Raw genomic sequence first — 17946 nt, forward strand, 5'->3', positions numbered from 1 at the left:
CAATAAATTCACTAATCTAGGCTATTATATCATGAGACACAACTGCAATAACAGTAAAATTGCAGGGAAAGACTTTGCTCCCTAATTCGCAAATATCTGTGTAAAGTAAAGTGTACTCTTTTCATCCCGCGCTACTCCAATACCCGTAAGTTTAAACTTGCCTTCGATATTCTTTTTATGGCCGGGGCTCCTGAGCCATCCATCCACCGCTTCCCTGGCCGACCGGCTGCCATAAGCTACATTTTCGGCCGTAGCCGTCACGCCTGGTATTTTGGACGTAATGACCTTACTGCGGTATGAAAAACCATCATGTCCAAAAGGCGACCGGTGCGAAGCCATAGCAATGGTATGCCGGCGGGCTTCCGCTTCAATCACAGGATCAGTAGCCAATGCTGGTAATCCCTTCTTTTGCCGGTACTGGTTGATCAAATCCAATATCTGGTCTTCCAGGCCCGGGGCTACGGTAGCCGTAGAGGGCTTGGGCAAGGCGGGCCTGCTGGTGGTTTTAGTACCGGTGGCCGACTTGAGGCAGTAGAACCCGGCCTACTGCTGGAACAGGAAGAAAAGGCAATGATAAAAACACTGATATACAATACAATTGTGTAAGAAAGTCCCCTTTGCATGAATAACTAAATTTACTATACCCCCTTACTAATTTTATACCAGCTTTAGTGAATGAACATACAATTTAACACAATCGGAATCATTTACTTGAAAGGCATTGGGGTAGCAAGCTTCCAACCGGCATTTATTAATGCCCGTTACCCAATGCTATCAAGGTACCGAAAGCAGCAACCCATTACCGATTGCCGATTCATTTCCTCATAAATCCAATTCCATCTTCACATCGGCCGTAGCAAAGGGCGAATGTTCCACTTTTACATGCCGGAAACCATATTTCTCATACAACCCGATCGCTGTTTTAAGCTGACTATTAGAGAAAAGCGTCAGTTTTTGGCTTTCCACTCATGGGCTGTTTGCATACATTGATCAATCAGCTGGCGGCTAATGCCTTTTCCCTGCCAGGCAGGCGTAACAGCCATTTTAGCAAATTCATATTCCCCCTCTCCTTCTTTCATCAGTGCAGCCGAACCAACTACTTCATCACCTGCCATCGCCAGGAAAATGATGCCACCCCGGTCCATGATCGTACCCCGGGGATCATCCAATACCATCAGGTCGTGTGATTCCGTCAGGTTGTATTTATCCAGCCATTCCAGGTTAATGCGTTTGAAATCGGCTGCATACCTGTCTTCGTATAATACAATAGTGATCATAAAACCAATTTTAGGCTTGTTAAATAAATAAGTAAATGAAAATGGAACTGCCTGGATGCAAATAGGTGCACCTGCTGAAGGCATTGTGTTTTACGTGGACCAACGAGTAGAATGGCAAGATAATAAAATTTTGCCACAATAGGCAAGAGAGCGCCTATTGATCACCAAAACGGACTTTCCTTACAGGCAGCTTTCCAGCTCTTCCATCATTCCTTTACTGCCAATAAATAAGGGTGAGCGTTGGTGCAATTCGGTGGGCTGCACATCAAGTATCCGTTGTATGCCATTGGTAGCTTTGCCACCCGCCACTTCGGCAATAAAGGCAAAAGGATTGCACTCATACAGCAAGCGCAATTTACCCTTGGGCTTATCCGTCGTGCCGGGATACATAAAGATGCCTCCTTTAATGAGGTTGCGGTGTACATCGGCCACCATACTGCCAATATAACGTTGTGTATAGGGACCGCCATTGTCCTTCGTTTTGCGTTGGCATAGGTCAATATACTTCTGTACACCAGGAGCGTACTGAAAAAGTTACCGTGATTCACGGAGTATATTTTACCAAACTCAGGGCATTTGATATTGGGGTGACTAAGACAGAATTCTCCTATTGAAGGGTCGAGGGTAAAACCATTCACTCCCCGGCGCGTGCCATATACCAGCATGGTAGAAGAACCATACACCATATAACCGGCAGCAACCTGCTTACGCCCCGGCTGCAGAAAATCTTCCGCCACCACCGGTGTACCAATTGGGCTCACCCGGCGGTATACACTGAAGATGGTGCCAATCGAAACATTCACATCAATATTACCGCTACCATCCAGCGGATCGAACATACAGATGTATTTTGAGTTACAGCTTACTGCATCCTCAAAAGATACAAAATCGTCCAGCTCTTCACTGGCAATACCCGCACAGCTCATACCATGCTGCAATACGCCCATAAACTGGTTATTGGCAAAAATATCGAGCTTCTTCACATCTTCACCCTGCACATTCACCGCCCCTGCATCACCCAATATATCCACCAGGCCCGCCTTGTTCACTTCCACATTCACCCTTTTGGCAGCCCTTCCCATATCGCGCAGCAAGCCACTTAACTCACCCGTAGCATGGGGAAAATCCCTTAGCTGTTGGATGGTAAACTCGTCCAGGGTCATTACTTGCCGGTTGATGGTGCTCATGTAGCTGGTTTTAATGTTGGTTTGGTAAAGTGGGGCCAAAAGTAAGGCGAAAGCCCTGAAAGTCAAAGTATGCCGGGCCCTTCAAAGCCAAGCCAGAACTGCAAAAACGGTATAGCTGAAGCAAAAAGGGGTAAATATTTATCCAATTACGCCCCCTCCGCCCGGATAGACCGAAAGACCGGGAGTCCGAAAGTCGGTCCTGATGTCTACCGGTCTTCCGGACTTTCGGACTCCCGGTCTTTCGGTCTTCCGGACTTCCCGACTTTCCCGGCTTTCCAACTCCCTCTTCTACGCTAACTATCAATTTTTAACGACTTTTGCCCCCGTTGCCGGGTGATCCACAAAACCCTGTCAACCTTTCAACTTATAAACTTATCAACCAAGCATGAAGGTTTTTAAATTCGGGGGCGCCAGTGTACAAAGTATCGAGCGGGTCCACCTGGTGGCAGACATATTACAGAGTTACCCCAATGAAAAGATACTCGTCGTTATTTCCGCCATGGGCAAAACCACCAACGCCCTGGAAAAAGTAGTCGATGCTTTTTTCAACAACCACCAGGAAGAAGCCCTCCTATTGTTTGAAGCCGTGAAGCAATCGCACCTTACCACCGCCAAATACCTGTTGGTAACCCACTACAATGATGCCCTGGAACAACTCGTCAACTTCTTTACCGAGGTAGAATGGCTGCTGCATGATAAACCGGTAAGGGGTTACGACTATTATTACGACCAGATTGTTTGTGCCGGCGAGCTCCTGTCTACCGGCCTGGTAAGTGCCTACCTCAACGAAACAGGCATTGCCAACCATTGGATCGATGTACGCGATATTGTACGTACCGATAATAATTTCCGCGATGCCAATATTGATTGGGCCTTTACCCAACAAAAGATCAACGACGAAATACTGCCCCTGTTTGAAAGCAATGACCTCATCATTACTCAGGGATTTATTGGCGCTACCGATGAAAATGAAAGCACTACCCTGGGCCGCGAAGGAAGTGATTATACAGCCGCCGTATTTGCCAATATGCTGGATGCCGAAAGCCAAACCATCTGGAAGGATGTAGAAGGGGTAATGAATGCCGACCCCAAGGCATTCCCCGATGCACAATTTATCAGTACCCTCAACTATACCGAGGTCATTGAAATGGCCTATTATGGCGCGCAGGTGATCCACCCCAAAACCATCAAACCATTACAAAACAAAGGCATCCCCTTGCAGGTAAAATGTTTCCTTGATAAAAACCTGCCGGGTACTGTCATCCACAATAAAGCGGTGAAAGACCTACCTCCCATCATTGTGGTAAAACCGCAGCAGGCCCTGATACACCTACATTCCAGGGACTTCTCCTTTGTAGGTGAAAAACCGGTGGCCGACCTGTATGAACTGCTGGCCGAGATCAGAACAAAACCCAACCTGATGCAAACAGGTGCTGTAAGTATACAGGTATGCCTGGACGACCGGCCCGATAAAATTGAAAAGCTGGCACTGGAAGCATCCGCCTTCTTTGAGGTAGCTGTGGAAAAAGGGCTTACCCTGCTCACTATCCGCCACTACAATGAGGAAATACTGCAAAAATGATTGCCGGCCATCGTATTGAGCTCAGGCAACAATCGCCCGAAACGGTACAGGTATTGATGCAACCCAACCCATAACGTTTCTCATCATGCAAACGCCCATCGCTTTTTACGAAGAAAAGATCCAGCAATACGGTACTGAATTACAGCTGTTACAAAAGCGCAGCCTGTTGGTATCGGGTGCCCGCCTGGTTAGTTTCCTGGCCCTGGCCTGGAGCATCTGGCAATGGGCACAGCAAGGAGCCGATATTTATAAAATTGCCACCGGTGGCTTCCTGGTACTGTTTATCCTCTTCATCCGCATTGCACTTACTTTGAGTGATAAGAAAAAGCTGTTGGAGAAATTATTATTCCTCAACCGGAATGAACTGGGCATCCTGCAATACGAACCCAACCAGTTTAGCAATGGCGTATCATTTACCAACAACGACAACTATTCAGGCGACCTGGATATATTTGGGGCCAACTCGGTATACCACCTGCTCAACCGTACCACTACGCATCATGGTACACAAGCCCTGGCAGGATTACTACAACAATCTCTCCTTGGCAAAGAGGCCATTGAACAACAACAACAGGCAGTACGGTCGCTTAGCACCCAAAAAGAATTAAGGCAACTGATCACCGCCCATGGATTGCTTCATGACGAAAAAGAAGGCAATCTGCACGATGTGGCTTCCTGGTTGCGCTGGCAGCCCATCCTACAGGGAAAAAAATGGCCCACTACCCTACGCCTGCTGGTACCTGCTTTGAATGTGGGAAGCCTTGTTTTTGTTTGATCACCGGCAACTACCTGCCCCTGCTGGCAGGCTATTTCATTGGCTGGTGCATCATTGGCGCCTTTGCCAAACAAGTTAACCAACAACATAGCCTGCTGGGCAAAAAGCAATCCATTCTTGACCAGTATGCAGCTATATTAAGGTTATTCAGTGGCATCAATACCGCCAACGCCACGTTATTACAAAGAGAACAAGCCACGGCTGCTGCTGCGCATCAGGCTATAAAAAATTGTCAAAGCTATCAGGTCTCTTTGATCAACGCATCAATATGATCGTCCTGCTGTTCCTGAATCCCCTCCTCTTATATGATCTGCAATGCATGGCGTCGCTGGAAAAGTGGAAAGCTACCCATAAAGACCATTTTGCACAATGGATCAATTGCGTAGGGGCTATTGAAACATTAAACAGCCTGGCTACTTTCGCCTTTAATAATGCAGCCATGCACTGGCCCCTGGTTAATACTACCGGCGTATCAATAACAGGCAAAGGCCTGGCCCATCCACTGATCCCCGCCGCCGAATGCGTAGCCAATGATTTTACGCTGGGCGTAGAAGAACGCCTGGCCCTGGTAACAGGCTCCAATATGAGCGGTAAAACCACCTTCTTAAGAACAGTAGGTGTTAACCTCCTGCTGGCCCAATGCGGCGCCCCGTATGTGCTGCCAGCTTTTCATTTACCCCCATGAATATTTTATCCTCCATCAGGGTAAGCGATTCTTTACAGGAGCATACTTCTTATTTCATGGCCGAACTGAAAAGATTGAAACAGATCATCCGCCATTTGCAGGAACGGTCCACACCCGCCCTGGTGTTGATTGACGAAATATTGAGAGGCACCAATTCAGAGGACAAAACCCATGGGTCCGAACAGTTCATCAAAAAACTGCTCCAATACAATTCCCTCACCATGTTTGCCACCCACGATCTTTCTCTGAGTGTATTGGAACAGGAACTACCCGGACAACTTAGCAATTACTGTTTTGAAAGCATCATCCGGGATGGCGAACTCATTTTTGATTATACCCTCCAACGCGGCGTAGCCAAAAACAGGAATGCTTCCTTCCTGATGCAGAAAATGGAGATCATTTAATAAGCCGGAAGCGCCATAGAAGCAAAAGCCCCTCTGGATAGAGGAGCCTGTATTCACATGAGTAGAGGGGGCTTATTTATTCAATTCAGCTTCCAGCAACAACTTTAATTCTGTACCCGAAGGCCGGGGTGCATCTATGGACACAATATTCCCTTTTTATCAAACACCATAAAACGCGGTATGCCCTTGATATCATAATTGCGGGCAATATCACTCCACCCGGCAGCAAACAACTGTACCCCTTTGAGCGCTTCTTTAGCGATATAATCTTTCCATTTTTGATGGTCTTTTTGCTCATCAACCGATACACTCATAAACACAATATCCTTGCCCCGCATTTCTTCTTCCATTTTCTTCAGGTGTGGGATTTCCCCTTTACAAGGGCCGCACCAGGTAGCCCATACATCTACCAGCACTACTTTCCCTTTGAAATCAGTAAGCGAAACCTTTTTACCATCCAGGTCAGGATAAGTGAAGTCAATGCCAGCTGCTCCCGGCTTGGAGGATTCCCTGGCTAGTTTTGCCTTGATATCTGATAAACGCCGTTGCTGATCTGCCGTCAATATAAACTTCCCATAATTTTTATCCAGGTCCTGGTAACCCAGGTAGGTTTTGAGACCGCTGGCATTTTGCAAAACCATCTCACCCCTCAAAGTATCGTTCAATACACGGCTCAAGCGCTCATCCAGTTGCATATTGAGCTTATGGCCGGCCACCATATCTTCCACCATTGGCAGGAAAGAAACCAACCGCACACCCATGGGATACCTGAGCAGGTAACCATCACGCGTATAATCTTCAGCTTTTATCGACTGGTAATAAGCCGTATAATCTTCAGCCGTTGGATGAACAGAGTTGGGACTGGTAATAAAACCAATGGCCCAGCTCAGCACATCTGCCTTACGGCGGCGGGCAAAATCCTCATCGAATGGCGCATTACCTGTTTTGGCAGGTTGCCAGCCAGCAAGGCTGCCTGTAAAACTTTCCAGCTGGGGAAAGAATTCTTTAAACGTGGCTGACTTGCCACGTAGCAAATAAACCGCAGTTTCTTCCACCGTAGCGGCATGTTGATGCCAGCTAGCCAATGCCAGGTTTTCATTACTATTCTTTCCGGTTAACTGGTAATTACCCTCCCCGATCGTTACATTCAACTGGTCACCCGGTTTGAAATAAAGGAGTGTTTATCCATGAGTATCTGCTCACTCCCTACTCCGATAATATAAAAGCCCTCCACAGCCGGATAGAAAAGAAAACCAAACCTGCCCGAGGTATCAGGCCTGGAAGCGGCTATCTCTTCAAGTCGTCCGTGATTGACCGTATAAAGTTTTACCGCTTCTTTGGTGGGGCGGCTCAATAGGCCATTAACCGTTGTTGGTTTGGATTGTGCAATAACAAAGTGTATGCACAACAAAGTGCATAAGGACAATAAAAACTGTTTCATGGTGTTGATTTGTTTGTTGGATGCGAACAAAGGCGCTATCCGGCGGAATATAATTTTAGCGGACTCGATAAGAAAAGCTTACAATTTTACCTACGCCACTCCAGCTGTTCTGCAGCACAAGCGGCCCCTGCACGGGTTGTACCGTAAATATTTCCAGCGTGCCATTGGCGCCCTCAGGCTGGCCGGGATCTACACTGGCAGCTACCAGCTCGCTGTTGCGGAAACGCAGCTGCGTAAACACTTTATTGCCTTTGTCCATCATCAACTTACTGGCCATGGCCGATATATCGTAGGAATATAATTTAGCCCCCACTGTATAAAAGATATAACCAAAATCAGGGCTCACCGCAAAGAAAGAGGCTTTATCAATATCCGTAGCCGTCATTTCATCATAATCCACCTGCTTGGTACTGCTGCCCAATGTAAAGCGCGCCAGGTAATATTTGCTTCTGTCTGATTCACGCAGAATGGCAAATACATTCCCATTGGCAAAGGGTGTATATGTCATATAGGCCAGGTCTTTGCCTGTATTGTAATCAAACAGCGTATCTGTAGCGGGCATGAAGCTCATCGATCCTTCAGATCCTACATGCCTTACAAATCGCTTGTTGTCCATATCATAAAAGGCCGTCATATTGCTTCCACTCGAAGCATTGGGTGCCATGAACGGGGCAACCCGGAAGGTGTTCGCTTGACCTTTCAATACATTGACCGGCAGCCCCAGCGAATATTAAATACATTATCATAATAATAAGCATCTGTACCCTCTATCATATACACAATACCCGATGAGCCAAGTCCAAAGGAATGCGGGGCAAAATTATCAGGCACATTAGATACCATTTCATACTTGATATTCATGGTACTTTTATACTGAAAGGTTTCCGCATCGATCCTTTCCGTTGTTTTATCCGTGCCCAGAAATATCGCATAACCGTTGGCTGCCTGCGACAGCCTGAAACAATTGACAGCCACCGGCTTACCCTGCAACTCAGGCCCGATCCCGTACTGGTCAATACATCCGGTAAAACCGTGTACTGGTTATTCAGCTTATTGATCATATCCAGCCGGGCCTTGCCATTCACCTCCGTCATCAGCATCCAACCCTCATAAATATTACTTGTCACTTCCAGTTCAAAGGATTTCTGCCACTGAATACCCGTCAGCGTATCAAGCACCCGGTAATAAATCGTATACCTCCCCGCAGTAAGGTTTACTTTGAAACGGAGTCCTTTATTGTTGCCCAGGTCCTTGCGTTTATCAGCAAACAATGCTCCGATCTTCATACCAATCCACTCATATTTGTACCTGGCCGAATCAGCAGCAGCAGGGTCTGTAAAGTTCAATTGCGGGATGATCTCAAAGTAACTGCCCTGCATAGCAGAATACCGATCATTGATACCGCCAAAGATTACTTTATTGGGATCCTCATAATCATAGTTCCCAAGGTCCTTGTAACAGGCATTCAACATCAATACAACGAATGCACCTGTCATATAATGTAGCAAATTCAGTTTCATAATGTTTACTTTTCAGGTTATTGAACCGATGGGCCCATGATCATATCCGAGCCATCCTCTTCCTTAATGATATTACCGGCCGCTTTTTGCTCATTCAAATACCGTTGCATGAACCTGCCAAAGTAAATAAGCTCCGCAATAGTGATAGTCGTATTGAGCCGGTCTACCGGAATACCCATCAGATCAGACATGAGGTAGAGTTTTTCCGGGAAAAGACACCCAGGAAGGTATCCAGCCAATAGTTGGGCTTCCTGAGTATATCATTCACCATAACCCGGTGCCAGGTGGTGCTGACGCTTTTATTGCCACCGGCCGAAGTTAATTTCCGGGTATAGTCTACATTGAAATTTTCATTCCCTTTCAATTCCAGGTAAATATTGAAAGAGGTGGTGAGCATATCAGGGGTTCGTTTCAGCTTGATATACACCGTATCCGTGAGTTTGCCTGCAGCGATCGTAAGATCACTGTTCACTATTTCATAATGCTGCCCGGCAATGGCCGTAGAAGAGTCATTGGTTTTCAATACATAAGCCCGGTCCGTATTCATAATCGTCCCGGATGCTTTTATCGGTATGATGATCACTGAGTCCTTTTTCCGGCAGGAGTAAAGGCAAAAGTAAAAATAGTAGAATCAACCAGGATATCGTTGAACGATTCCTTGGGTTGAGAGGCATACATAAAGTACACCTGCGGCTTGCCATCAAAGGTCTTAATATCTTTGGTGCAACCCATCAGTAATCCTGTAACCATCAATAGAGAAAACAGGTATTTCATGGTTGTTAGTTTAGGTGTTAACGGTATTGGGTTTCCGACAATGGCAAGGGGAATACATATTTCGCAGCATTCATCGTTATATTTCCCGAAGCGGCTGCACCATTGGGAATGGACGTAATATTCCTCCGTTTATAATAGTAAAACAACTGTCCTTCGCCCCAGAACTCTTTTTGGTATTCCTTCTGCAATTCAGTATTCAGGTTGGCCGAAGGGGCAATATCTACCAATCCGCGGTTCTTACGTACCGTATTAAAATATTCCCTGGCCTTGGTGGCATCTGGTTCACATTCTGCCATGATATAATACATTTCACTAAGCCGCACCATGGGCATCTTGTAACGGAATGCACTATCCTTGTTCTGTATATCCGCGTACTTAAAAAGGTCTTGTAGTTCTTACCACCTGTAGAAGGCAGTATCCACATCGAATTGTAGCGGTAATCATTTTCGTTGTTCTCAAATACCGTTTTCAGCCTGCTATCGTTGGGCGCCAGTATATACTTTTCAGGAAGCTCTGGTGCATACATCAGCTTGTAAGTATTATACAGATCAATATTGAACAGGCCGAAAAGCAATTCGCTGGCGAACACCCGGTCAGGGTCCGTACGGTCAGAAACGATCCTTTGTGCCTGGATCCAGGGAAACCACTTACCGCCATTGTCAACTACCGACTTCGCCGTTGCCAAAGCAGCTACCTTGTCATTCCGGTAAAGGTGTACCCGGGCCTGTAAGGCTTTTACAGCATAATAATTCATGCGCAGGTTCCTGTTGGTAAGCCAGCTTTTTCATCTGTCCTGAAATACTTAACAACACCTTCCGAAATAATGGGATCCGCCTGCAACAATCGCTCTGCTGTCAACAGATCAGCCAAAATACTGTCAATAGCCTGGTTGGCCGGCAGCAGTTCCGCAATTTGCGTGGCAGCCTTCCGGTAGTAAGGAATGGATTTAGCAGTAGAATCCTTTGTATTGTAAATGGGACCATACATGCGCAACAGGTCAAAATGCATCATAGCCCGGATACCGATGGCCTCACCCCGCAACAAAGAATCGTACCTGGCAGGAATCGTGGGTCCGGCATACACATCGAGATTACGTATAAATGCATTGGCATTAACGATCACGACATAACCTGATTGCCAAATACCAGCCATTTTGCCTTTGGCCTTCGAGTCATCGTAGTTATAGTTCTGCAATGTCAGCTCATCATGGCTGGAACCAATATTGTAGCGCTGTGCCAATATCTCCAGTGTACTCATAGAGAGCTGCCGGCCATATAGGTTACTGTTCGCCAATTGCAGGTATATACCGTTCATCGTTAATGCTGCGCCGTCCAGGTCATTAAACAACTGGATCTCTGTGAACTTATCTTTAGGCTTCACATCGAGCCATTTATTGCAGGCCCCTAGGACAGACCCCATCAACACCAATAGAAATATGATAGTATGTTTGGAACGCATAATCGTAATTTGCCTGGTTTAAAATGAAGTATTGATCGTGAAAGCTACCGTACGGGCAAAGGGATACTCTGTTCCCCGTTCACGCTTCATGGTCGAAATACGGAATATATCGTTGAGGTATCCATTCACCGACAGTGAGCGCATGCCCAGCTTTTTAAGCCATCCGGCTTTGCCAAATTCATAGCCTATCCGTACCGACTCGCCGGTGATCGTATTGTCTGGCTGGACAAACCGCGAGGAAATGGGTGTAGTAGCCGTAATAGAAATGGCTTTGAATTTAGAAATATCCCCTACCTTCTTCCACCGGTCGTAAAGCGCCCGCTTATCCTGGTTGAAAAACACATTATCATCACTGATATTTTCCACTTTCTGGTACAATGCATAATTGTAAGCGTCGCCTCCATAGCGGTAGCGGATCACCACCCTACAGAAAGCCCCTTCCACGAAAAATTGGAATTGACCACCCCTTCTACAATGGGCCGTTCACTACCCATTACACGCACATCCCGTGGATCATAATCAAAGGATACCGTACCATCCTGTTTTAAAAACACTTCCCGTCCTGTACCAGGATCAATACCCTGCGAAGGAACAGTCCACATATCCTCAGGACTGTATCCGTCCTGGTACCTTCTTAACGATTTCCCCATCTCCTCTGTTTTATCAAGTCCTTTCAGCTCGGCATTCAACCCGCTATACGTGGCTTTTTGTACAATACCGGTCACCCCAATACTCCACACCATGCCCCCGTTGGGTTTATAAATGGGGGAATACCTGACATTGGCTTCAATGCCCTTATTATTAAGGTGCCCTACATTTTTAGGATAAGCATAAAGCCCTGTTGAAGAAGGCAGATCAAGCGGCACAATCAGCGGATCTGTATATTTCTGATACACGTTCACAAAGCCGCCTAAACGGCCGTCAAACAGCGAAAAATCAACCCCTATATTCGTTTGCTGAGTATTTTGCCAGGCAAGGTTGGGATTGCCCAGCGTGGTAAGCGTTAAGCCCTGTCCGAATAAATTGAGCGATGGTTCATAAGTATACACCGAAACAGAAGTGACCTGCGAAAAGTTTTGATTGCCTGTAGCACCCGTATTCATTTTCACCCGCAGCATCTTGATCCAGTCCTTGTCTTTAAAAGCAGCCTCATTGTGCAGGTTCCACGCCACTCCTACCGACCAGAATGGGCTGTATTTCTTATTGGAGCCAAAAGATGTGGACCCGTCCATGCGGTAAGAAAAATCAGCCACCCATCGCTTGTCATAAGTATAACTGCCCGATACCAGGAAATTATTCCGCCTGAACTGACTGTACAAGGTCTTTGGCCGGTCGTTGGGACTATAACTATACGCAAAGGCAGGATTGCCATTGGTACCGTGAGGAAAACCCACTACCTTGGAAGAAACGGCCTCATTCTTCTCTTCCTGTATTTCCACGCGTGCATTGGCTGATACATTATGTAAACCATTGAATAAACGGCCATAGGTGACCATCGCATTCGCCTGGTAAGCAAAAGTGTTGACCCCTTTACTTTCATAACTACCTCTTTCAAAGAGCCCTGATTTGTCAAACATGCTGTGTTCCGGCGCATAGAAGATCACCTGGTCGCCAGCCCCTTTGATACCTGTATGGCGCCGCGCAGGTCCAGGTCGGCACTAAGCTGATAGGTCAATTGCAGGTTATTCTGAAACGAGAAATTCTTAGTTTCAAATATATTGTTGAGCCGCGCATTGTACAGCGGATTCACTACATATTCCTCCCGCATGGTACGTTTCAACGACACTTCGAGGTATTTATCAACGCCCCCATCCCCATTGTATTTTTCATAATAAGGATTGGCCTTGGCAAATTCCTGGTAACTGCCATAGGGCGATTCATTGGCCGTATACCCATTTACAAAAACTTATTCAATACGTTCAACCTGTTCTTCCGGTAAGTAAGGTCTATATTGCCCTGCCAGGTCTTACGTCCCGATCCTTTCATCACCCCATCATTTATTTTATATTGTAGCCCTGCAGCATAACTGTATACATTATCTCCCCTTCTGCACGGATCGAATGCCCTTGTGAAAAACCCATTTGTACCGGTTCATTGAGCCAATACGTATTCACTTTCCTACGCACCCTTTCCAGCCTCGATGAATAAAGACTGTCCAGGTACAGTTGATCTTCGATCAACGCTGGTTCGTAGATCTTGTACCGGCCGGAGAGTCGTTCAAACTCCAGCTTTTCTTCTCCATTCATCAGGTTGTACCCGCTTAGATCGGGCATATCCAGTTTAAAATCGCCGGTATAATACAATTGCAACGCGCCCGATTTGGGTCTTTTCGTTTCGATCACCACCACGCCATTTGCAGCCCTGGCCCCATAAATAGCAGTAGAAGCTGCATCTTTCAGTAAGGTGACCGATTCGATGCGATTGATATCCAGGTCAACTACCGATCGTAAGGTCGTTTCAAACCCATCCATGATAAACAAGGGCTGATTGGGATCGGCTGCAAATTCATTCTGCAATGCTTTTGAAGAGATCGCTGTCTTACCCCTAAGCTCAATCTGCGGCAATTGATTGGGATTGGAACCGAGGATATTATTTTCTGACACGATAAAGGAGGGATCCAGCGAGCGCAGGCTTTGGATCACATTCTGGTTACCGATCGCTTTGAGCTGGGTATTGGAGAAAGAGACGGAAGCGCCTGTAAAACTTTCTTTGCGCCTGTTTACCATACCGGTGATCACCATATCCTGCAGGTTATTGTCGGCTGCGGCCAATGAGATCGTCAGCTCCTGCCCGTCTTTTACTTTTACTGATCTTGCTACAAAACCTACATAACTGATGGTGAGTGTTACGTTCTCGCTGCCTGCATCTATTTCAAAACTGCCATCCGGCTTCGTCACCACCCCAATCTTTGTACCCCGCACCACTACACTGGCGCCGGCAATGGGCGCCCCTTTTTCATCTACTACCTTTCCTTTAATGATCGGTAAGAGAACCGGGGAAGTAATAGTTGTTGAAACAGGGTCGGGTTCTTTTCGGCGGAGCACGATCGTTCTGCGTATCGCCTCCCAGGAAAAGGCTGACTTTTGAAGCAAAGGTCCAGCACAGCCCACAAGCTGGCTTCCTTTACCTCAATAGTAACCGTATTGGCCTCTTGCAACCAATCACTTCGATACACAAAAGTATACCCCGTTTGCTCCCTGATCTTTTTGAAGACCGATTGGGCGGAATGTTCTTTTCGGACAATGTCACTTGCTGCGACATGGTTTCTGCACTTACATGAAGGCAGACACCGAGTAACAAAATAGCAGTCATTCTCATAGCCAACCCAATTTTGGAGCGGCTGCACAAAACCTGCCTGTACAGAAGTACAGACATGGCTTTGCCATGCGCAATTAAATGCATAGTTTTGGTTAGGTTTTGGTGATCAATAACAGTCTGTCAAAAAATTGTTAGTTATCGCCTTCCAACCGGTAGTGTTACAGCACTCCCGGTTTTTTTTTGCGATCACTATAGTCGTTTTCTCATTTAGCCGATATCATTAGTTTTTGTCCTTGATTGAATAATGCAATCCACTTAACTCCAGGATGCGCAACACTTCCGACAGCAATAAAGTACGTGGGAACTCTCCACTAAGCGAACCTGCAGGTACAGGTCCTTCATAAACAACCTCCACATCATACCAGCGCTCCAATTCACCCATCACCACCGAAAATCGCGTATTATTAAAATGGAATAACCCTTCCTTCCAGGCCATCACCTGGTCTATGTCCGGTTTTTTGATTATTGACAATTGATGATTGATGATTTGCGCTTGCTGGCCCGGTTGTAAGGTTACTGTTGATGTTGTAGCGTCCCCATTGCCGATTGCTCCCGCCGCATGGCGGGACCGATTCATGACCTTCACCTTCCCTTCCAATAAAGTCGTCTTCACTCCCCCTTCATCCCCATAAGCATTGATATTGAAATGTGTACCCAACACCTCCACCTCCATGCCTTCTTTCATCTTTACTACAAAAGGCTTTGCAGTATCTTTGGCCACTTCAAAATAAACTTCCCCGGTCACACTGACGGGCCTGGTACTTTCCACAAACCGGGTGGGATAAGTAATAGAAGAGGCCGCATTCAACCATACCCGTGTTCCATCGGGCAATACCACCTGGAACTGCCTTCCCCGTGGAGTGGCCATTGTATGATACCCCACAGCAGCACTTGCTTGTACTTCATATACCAGCATACCATCCCTGACCACTGCTTTCATGCCCAGCTCTTCTACTATCCCTGTTTGCGTACTGTCCAATAAAATTGCTTTCCCATTCGCCAGCGTCAGGATAGCCCCATCTCCTCCCGGCAAAGCATCATTGGTAAGCGAGGTGACCAGCGGTTTACCTGCCGGTGGCGATTGGGTACGATACCAATAAAACAAGCCTCCACCCGCTATTACAATCAATACAGCCGCTATGGCCAGCCATTTGTAAACACGCCTTCTCATACTCACAACCATAGCCCCAGGCTTATCTGCTTGTAATACAGTATACAATAGCGGATCGAACCGGAGGTTATCATACGTACTATCTGGCACCTGCTGCTCCAGCAGTTCTGCCAGCACAGCGATTACCTGTTCCTTATGGGCTTCCTGCTCCACATACATGGCTAATTGTTGCCTCTCTTCGACACTGATCTTTCCTTCCAGTTGTTTTTTCACTAACGAACGTAATAGATCCGGTTGCATCGGTTGCATGGAACACATTTATACCAATAAGACCAGCGGAGTACTGACTTATACCAATGCACTTTAAAAAATAAATTACCACTTGAATAACAGCAGCGAAAGAATGGAAATGGAGATAGTATAGCCCTGTTTTGCCAGATGGCCACGCAGGAATTCCAGCGAAGCTGTGAGCGTATTGCGAACCGTTTGCACCGAAAGCCCCAATTGGGCAGCTATTTCATCGGCTGTAAACCCCTGTTCACGATTGAGTAGATAGATCTTTTTCTTTGAGGAGAGAGCTGTTGGATCGCTTCTTGCAAAGCAGCTTTCAAAAACTTAACCTGTATGAGATCCGTTGTTTCTGTGTGCATTTCCCCCGCTTGTTCACCAACCACATCCAACGCCTTTTTCTCCACCAATGACCGCTGGAACAACGAATAACAAATATTACCCGTGATCCTGAACAGCCAGGCCCGGGGATTGGTAAAACCTGGTAATTTATCGCGGTTGAGCCAGCAGCGCAGAAAGGCTTCCTGGATCACTTCCTCCACCAGTTGATCGGCATGGGTAATACTATAAATAAAAGGGCGTAACTGGGGCACCATCTGCCTGTAAAAGAGCGCAAACGCCGCTTCATCACCGGCAGCTATGCGGGTAAAAAGGGAGGTATCCGGTACGATATCATTGGTATGTTCGGGGATGTGACTGCCTCTTCCATTGCGAAAAGGCTAAAATTAATCAAAAATAGATAGGATAAAAGTCTAATGACACAGTATCAACCCAATCAATCGTTTGCGTAACCTGCCTACCAGGAAAAAGCCCCTACCTAAGCGAAGGAATGCACCCTTGCCGATTCGCGACTGTCAATTGCTGCTGTCACCATTCCCACATACAAAATCGCGTCGTTCACATACAAACCTCCCCTGGCCCCCGGCAGCACAGTACTTTAGCAGGTACAAGCCAAACTTTATGAGCAAGACAATCATCACCTGCCTCCTGGTCATTGCACAAGCAGCCTTACAGGCACAGGTAGGCATCGGTACAACCACTCCCCATGCCAGTGCCGCTGTTGAAATTGCAGCCACGGATAAAGGTTTGCTGATACCCCAAATGACCGCCGCCCAACGTACCGCCATTACCAATCCGGCCACCGGTCTGCTGGTGATCCAAACGGATCTGGACAAAGGGTTTTATTACAATGCCGGTACGCCCGCTGCGCCCAATTGGCTCAATCTGAGCGCTTATAAGCTGCAGCAGAACATCAATACCAATGGAAAATTCATTTCAGGCGATGGTACCAATACAGGGCTCCAGGTGTCGGAAGGTGGACTGGTCATTGGTACGGGTACTTTCACGGGTACCAGTAACAACGGTACCCTCAGCCCCGGCTCTAAACTGATCTGGGCCCCGCACAAAGGCGCTTTCAGGGCAGGCGTGATCACAGGAGCCCAATGGAATGATGTGAACATAGGTAAATGGTCCGTTGCCATGGGATGGAATTCTTTCGCCGCCGGCGAAGCGTCCGTTGCGCTGGGTTTTAGTGCAATGGCCACCGGGCACAACTCTGTAGCGATAGGGAACAATGTATCTACCCAAGGGCAATTCGGCTCCTTTATCTTTGGCGATGGCGCCAGCACTGGCCCCTATACCAATACAACCTCCAATCAGATGCTCATGCGCTTTACCAACGGATACCGCTTTTATGCAGGCTCCCAAACCAATACAGCATCTATGGCTGTTGACAACACCGGCAGGATAGGCATTGGTAAAGATAACCCAACCGAAAAACTGGATGTGGCCGGTAATATTACCTATTCAGGCACCCTGAACATGGGTGTACAAACCGTTTGGGTCGATTACTCCGTGAGTGGCAATTCCAGGACCACCATTCCCTGCCAATGCCCCGCAGGCACCAGGCTTATCGGCGGAGGAGGTGGTCACCGGGACTCGAACGGTGCGGCACGGGATATCACAGTCAACTACAGCGCCCCCAGCACCGAAAACCCCCATACAATATGGCGTGTTATTGTCACCAATTCATCCGGCAGTTCAAGGGCAGTCCGTGTATATGCCATCTGTGCCAAAGTACAATAATACCAATAGGATGCCCTTATCCCCTCATTACCTCCATGCCT

The 17946-nt window shown here is 47.0% G+C and carries 28 protein-coding genes and 1 pseudogene; 6 read left to right on the forward strand and 23 right to left on the reverse strand.

The annotated features are described in order from the left end of the window. Nucleotides 1-81: 81 nt before the first annotated feature. The 5 genes and pseudogenes from RS881_RS37440 to RS881_RS37460 all read right to left on the reverse strand — a co-directional run. Complete coding sequence (locus RS881_RS37440) at nucleotides 82-486, reverse strand: CAP domain-containing protein (protein ID WP_315815429.1); 405 nt, start codon at nucleotides 484-486, stop codon at nucleotides 82-84. 336 nt (nucleotides 487-822) lie between these two features. Then, nucleotides 823-966, reverse strand: coding sequence for a GNAT family N-acetyltransferase (locus RS881_RS37445; RefSeq protein ID WP_315815430.1), 144 nt, complete (start codon nucleotides 964-966; stop codon nucleotides 823-825). Further along, nucleotides 948-1277 carry a GNAT family N-acetyltransferase gene (locus RS881_RS37450; protein WP_315815431.1) on the reverse strand — a complete coding sequence of 110 codons (330 nt, stop codon included), beginning with the start codon at nucleotides 1275-1277 and terminating at the stop codon, nucleotides 948-950. Before RS881_RS37450 ends, RS881_RS37445 begins: the two co-directional genes overlap by 19 nt. A gap of 180 nt (nucleotides 1278-1457) precedes the next feature. Next, nucleotides 1458-1778: a class 1 fructose-bisphosphatase gene (locus RS881_RS37455; protein WP_315824728.1), complete on the reverse strand. Its 321-nt coding sequence runs from the start codon at nucleotides 1776-1778 to the stop codon at nucleotides 1458-1460. Nucleotides 1779-1921: 143 nt separating this feature from the next. Beyond that, nucleotides 1922-2464, reverse strand: a pseudogene (locus RS881_RS37460) (class 1 fructose-bisphosphatase); the annotation flags it as partial. 385 nt (nucleotides 2465-2849) lie between these two features. Here RS881_RS37460 and RS881_RS37465 point away from each other — a divergent pair. The 5 genes from RS881_RS37465 to RS881_RS37485 all read left to right on the forward strand — a co-directional run bounded on the left by RS881_RS37465 (nucleotide 2850) and on the right by RS881_RS37485 (nucleotide 5910). Beyond that, the gene (locus RS881_RS37465; RefSeq protein ID WP_315815432.1) at nucleotides 2850-4046 is read left to right on the forward strand and encodes an aspartate kinase; all 1197 of its coding nucleotides are present in this window, start codon (nucleotides 2850-2852) and stop codon (nucleotides 4044-4046) included. Between the two features lie 85 nt (nucleotides 4047-4131). Further along, nucleotides 4132-4821 carry a hypothetical protein gene (locus RS881_RS37470; RefSeq protein ID WP_315815433.1) on the forward strand — a complete coding sequence of 230 codons (690 nt, stop codon included), beginning with the start codon at nucleotides 4132-4134 and terminating at the stop codon, nucleotides 4819-4821. Continuing rightward, on the forward strand, nucleotides 4818-5093 hold the full coding sequence (locus RS881_RS37475; protein ID WP_315815434.1) for a hypothetical protein: 276 nt from the start codon (nucleotides 4818-4820) through the stop codon (nucleotides 5091-5093). The genes RS881_RS37470 and RS881_RS37475 overlap by 4 nt, the downstream gene beginning before the upstream one ends. Next, complete coding sequence (locus RS881_RS37480; protein WP_315815435.1) at nucleotides 5051-5506, forward strand: P-loop NTPase family protein; 456 nt, start codon at nucleotides 5051-5053, stop codon at nucleotides 5504-5506. Before RS881_RS37475 ends, RS881_RS37480 begins: the two co-directional genes overlap by 43 nt. Further along, nucleotides 5503-5910 carry a MutS-related protein gene (locus tag RS881_RS37485; protein ID WP_315815436.1) on the forward strand — a complete coding sequence of 136 codons (408 nt, stop codon included), beginning with the start codon at nucleotides 5503-5505 and terminating at the stop codon, nucleotides 5908-5910. The genes RS881_RS37480 and RS881_RS37485 overlap by 4 nt, the downstream gene beginning before the upstream one ends. Nucleotides 5911-6044: 134 nt before the next feature. Here the strand turns inward: RS881_RS37485 and RS881_RS37490 are convergent, their stop codons facing one another. From RS881_RS37490 to RS881_RS37570, 18 genes are all read right to left on the reverse strand, one after another. Then, nucleotides 6045-7061: a TlpA family protein disulfide reductase gene (locus RS881_RS37490; protein WP_315815437.1), complete on the reverse strand. Its 1017-nt coding sequence runs from the start codon at nucleotides 7059-7061 to the stop codon at nucleotides 6045-6047. After that, on the reverse strand, nucleotides 7058-7351 hold the full coding sequence (locus RS881_RS37495; protein ID WP_315815438.1) for a hypothetical protein: 294 nt from the start codon (nucleotides 7349-7351) through the stop codon (nucleotides 7058-7060). The genes RS881_RS37490 and RS881_RS37495 overlap by 4 nt, the downstream gene beginning before the upstream one ends. A gap of 55 nt (nucleotides 7352-7406) precedes the next feature. After that, nucleotides 7407-8054: a hypothetical protein gene (locus tag RS881_RS37500; RefSeq protein ID WP_315815439.1), complete on the reverse strand. Its 648-nt coding sequence runs from the start codon at nucleotides 8052-8054 to the stop codon at nucleotides 7407-7409. Beyond that, entirely contained in the window at nucleotides 8051-8212 is a 162-nt protein-coding gene (locus RS881_RS37505) for a hypothetical protein (RefSeq protein ID WP_315815440.1), read from the reverse strand. The genes RS881_RS37500 and RS881_RS37505 overlap by 4 nt, the downstream gene beginning before the upstream one ends. Continuing rightward, nucleotides 8209-8871: a PKD-like family lipoprotein gene (locus tag RS881_RS37510; RefSeq protein ID WP_315815441.1), complete on the reverse strand. Its 663-nt coding sequence runs from the start codon at nucleotides 8869-8871 to the stop codon at nucleotides 8209-8211. Before RS881_RS37510 ends, RS881_RS37505 begins: the two co-directional genes overlap by 4 nt. A 17-nt stretch (nucleotides 8872-8888) precedes the next feature. Then, entirely contained in the window at nucleotides 8889-9062 is a 174-nt protein-coding gene (locus tag RS881_RS37515) for a hypothetical protein (protein WP_315815442.1), read from the reverse strand. After that, on the reverse strand, nucleotides 9050-9454 hold the full coding sequence (locus RS881_RS37520; RefSeq protein ID WP_315815443.1) for a DUF4843 domain-containing protein: 405 nt from the start codon (nucleotides 9452-9454) through the stop codon (nucleotides 9050-9052). The genes RS881_RS37515 and RS881_RS37520 overlap by 13 nt, the downstream gene beginning before the upstream one ends. After that, the gene (locus RS881_RS37525) at nucleotides 9451-9645 is read right to left on the reverse strand and encodes a hypothetical protein (RefSeq protein ID WP_315815444.1); all 195 of its coding nucleotides are present in this window, start codon (nucleotides 9643-9645) and stop codon (nucleotides 9451-9453) included. The genes RS881_RS37520 and RS881_RS37525 overlap by 4 nt, the downstream gene beginning before the upstream one ends. 17 nt (nucleotides 9646-9662) lie before the next feature. After that, nucleotides 9663-9977, reverse strand: coding sequence for a RagB/SusD family nutrient uptake outer membrane protein (locus RS881_RS37530; RefSeq protein ID WP_315815445.1), 315 nt, complete (start codon nucleotides 9975-9977; stop codon nucleotides 9663-9665). Then, a complete protein-coding gene (locus tag RS881_RS37535) occupies nucleotides 9866-10399 on the reverse strand; it encodes a hypothetical protein (protein ID WP_315825034.1) in 534 nt (177 codons plus the stop codon). The genes RS881_RS37530 and RS881_RS37535 overlap by 112 nt, the downstream gene beginning before the upstream one ends. Continuing rightward, nucleotides 10396-11103, reverse strand: a complete 708-nt coding sequence (locus RS881_RS37540) for a RagB/SusD family nutrient uptake outer membrane protein (RefSeq protein ID WP_315815446.1) — start codon at nucleotides 11101-11103, stop codon at nucleotides 10396-10398. The genes RS881_RS37535 and RS881_RS37540 overlap by 4 nt, the downstream gene beginning before the upstream one ends. An 18-nt stretch (nucleotides 11104-11121) precedes the next feature. Further along, nucleotides 11122-11547: a hypothetical protein gene (locus RS881_RS37545; protein ID WP_315815447.1), complete on the reverse strand. Its 426-nt coding sequence runs from the start codon at nucleotides 11545-11547 to the stop codon at nucleotides 11122-11124. Beyond that, on the reverse strand, nucleotides 11520-12707 hold the full coding sequence (locus RS881_RS37550) for a SusC/RagA family TonB-linked outer membrane protein (protein ID WP_315815448.1): 1188 nt from the start codon (nucleotides 12705-12707) through the stop codon (nucleotides 11520-11522). Before RS881_RS37550 ends, RS881_RS37545 begins: the two co-directional genes overlap by 28 nt. Beyond that, complete coding sequence (locus tag RS881_RS37555; RefSeq protein WP_315815449.1) at nucleotides 12704-12883, reverse strand: hypothetical protein; 180 nt, start codon at nucleotides 12881-12883, stop codon at nucleotides 12704-12706. The genes RS881_RS37550 and RS881_RS37555 overlap by 4 nt, the downstream gene beginning before the upstream one ends. A gap of 217 nt (nucleotides 12884-13100) precedes the next feature. Beyond that, nucleotides 13101-14147 (reverse strand): carboxypeptidase-like regulatory domain-containing protein, encoded by a 1047-nt coding sequence (locus RS881_RS37560; protein WP_315815450.1) that lies wholly within the window; start codon nucleotides 14145-14147, stop codon nucleotides 13101-13103. A 494-nt stretch (nucleotides 14148-14641) separates the two neighbouring features. Continuing rightward, nucleotides 14642-15805: a FecR family protein gene (locus RS881_RS37565; RefSeq protein WP_315815451.1), complete on the reverse strand. Its 1164-nt coding sequence runs from the start codon at nucleotides 15803-15805 to the stop codon at nucleotides 14642-14644. A gap of 102 nt (nucleotides 15806-15907) precedes the next feature. Then, the gene (locus RS881_RS60465; protein WP_350340289.1) at nucleotides 15908-16090 is read right to left on the reverse strand and encodes a sigma factor-like helix-turn-helix DNA-binding protein; all 183 of its coding nucleotides are present in this window, start codon (nucleotides 16088-16090) and stop codon (nucleotides 15908-15910) included. After that, entirely contained in the window at nucleotides 16045-16416 is a 372-nt protein-coding gene (locus RS881_RS37570) for an RNA polymerase sigma factor (protein WP_315815452.1), read from the reverse strand. Before RS881_RS37570 ends, RS881_RS60465 begins: the two co-directional genes overlap by 46 nt. 364 nt (nucleotides 16417-16780) lie before the next feature. Here RS881_RS37570 and RS881_RS37575 point away from each other — a divergent pair, with 364 nt between their 5' ends. Next, complete coding sequence (locus tag RS881_RS37575; protein WP_315815453.1) at nucleotides 16781-17905, forward strand: phage tail-like protein; 1125 nt, start codon at nucleotides 16781-16783, stop codon at nucleotides 17903-17905. Nucleotides 17906-17946 lie beyond the last annotated feature (41 nt).

It is taken from the genome of Paraflavitalea speifideaquila, assembly GCF_032395985.1.
In the GTDB taxonomy this organism is placed as follows: Bacteria; Bacteroidota; Bacteroidia; order Chitinophagales; family Chitinophagaceae; genus Paraflavitalea; species Paraflavitalea speifideaquila.